General features: G+C 47.1%; 2 protein-coding genes. Both read left to right on the forward strand.

Going from position 1 to position 1,785, the window contains the following annotated elements:
- Nucleotides 1-1,143: SGNH/GDSL hydrolase family protein (locus PV433_RS18075; protein WP_332073464.1), on the forward strand; the 1,143-nt coding region annotated here is incomplete at its 5' end.
- An 85-nt stretch (nucleotides 1,144-1,228) separates the two neighbouring features.
- Complete coding sequence (locus PV433_RS18080) at nucleotides 1,229-1,765, forward strand: AP2 domain-containing protein (RefSeq protein WP_332073465.1); 537 nt, start codon at nucleotides 1,229-1,231, stop codon at nucleotides 1,763-1,765.
- Nucleotides 1,766-1,785: the final 20 nt, after the last annotated feature.

The raw sequence follows: 1,785 nt of genomic DNA on the forward strand, positions 1-1,785 counted from the left end.
TTGACCGGAGGCGGTGGGAGTGGTTCCATAAATCGAAACGATTGGCCGACCTTTGTCCTTTATGGCGACTCGATCACCAACCAAAATGGTCCATTCAGCGGCACCGCTAACTATTATTGGCAGCCTACCGGATTTTTTTACTGGACGCAGCTCTTAACCGGAGGACACATCAAGGTTCTAAAACAGGCCGGCATCGGCGGCAACACAACGACACAAATGCTAGCTAGGATCGATAATGATGTGTTGCAGTATAAGTCCGATTACGTCCATGTGCTCGGCGGCACGAATGACGTCCTAACCGACACAGCATCGGCGACGACGATAGCAAATCTCACTACGATTTACAAACGGATCAAAGACAACGGCAGTAAACTCGTAATCGCGACTGTACCGCCGTCCGTCCAGTGCAACACTGATCAGCGGCTCGCTAATCTCAACGCGATCAATAAGTTCATTCGGGACTACGCTTATAACAACAAGGACGTTATCCTCTGCGATATGTTTAGCGCCTTGGTCGATTCGAGCGGTCGAAATATTATCGCCGGTCTTAGTGACGACGGTACGCACCCTAACGCAGCAGGCGCGGCGAGGATGGGTCGGAAGCTTTATGAGGACCTTAATGCGGCCCTTCGATTTTCAAAAGAGAACATGTTGTCCAAGTCGCTCAACGATACTAACAACTTGTTAACTAACGGCATTTTGACTGGGGATAGCTCTGGCGGAGCGACAAGCTGGAGTTTCGTCGGCGGGGTCCGGACGAAAAATTTTTATAACGACGGCACTATTGCATACAACGAGCAGGTTATCGACGTGGCCACGAAAGCGACCGTAAGCATGTACCAAAACATCACGACAGGGTTCACGCCCGGAACAAAAATCGAGGGTCTTGCTCGTATAAAGTTCGAGGACTTAACGGCACTAGACTCGATCGCTGTTAAGGTAAACTGCATAGGCACCACTCAAAACACGTATAGCCTTACGGGTAATTTCGACGGTGTGAACTTAATGTTGGCTGAGGCGATCCATAGCACGCCGCAGTTGGTTATCCCGATTGGTACAACGCAGATCGACTTTTATGTTGTCGCCACGGGGTTGACGGGGAAAATGAAGATATCGAATCCGACCATTCGCATTGTAAACTGAGCACAGCACCGAGCCGATCGTAAGACACTTTCAAAAAAATGAAGGTGTCTTTTTGTTATTTACGAAAGGATGGCGTCATTTGCTTATGAAGAATCAGTATGAGGTACGAGGAGACATTGCAGTTATATTTTTAAGACGAAGAGATGGTACTGTGCTTGAGACGAAAATTGATGTTGCTGATCTTGAAAGGGTGAAGGAACTACCTGGGAGATGGCACGCATATTGGCATCCGGATACTCAATCATTTTACGTGAAAGGTCCAATTATGCATGAGAACGGGAGAAAAACCACTGTCAGATTGCATCGTTGGATTTTACAAACAGCGATTGACTTAGAGGTCGATCACCGCGATCATGACACTTTGAATAATCTCAGGTTAAATTTACGAGAGGTCACTGCATCCGAGAACAAACAGAACATCAAAGGAGCTCTTAAAAGCAATAGAACCAGCGGGATTCGTGGGGTTTGTTGGGATAAGCATAACAAAAAGTGGAAGGCTGCTATCAGGTTGAAAGGTAGACACATACATCTTGGTAATTTTGATGATTTAACCGAGGCAGCGGACGCAGTAAAGAAAGCAAGGTCATCTTTGATGCCGTACAGCGTAATGGATGCGATTTAACCCCGAGTAGGGGCTATTTT

It is taken from the genome of Paenibacillus sp. GYB004, assembly GCF_036577605.1.
GTDB lineage: Bacteria > Bacillota > Bacilli > Paenibacillales > NBRC-103111 > Paenibacillus_AB > Paenibacillus_AB oceani.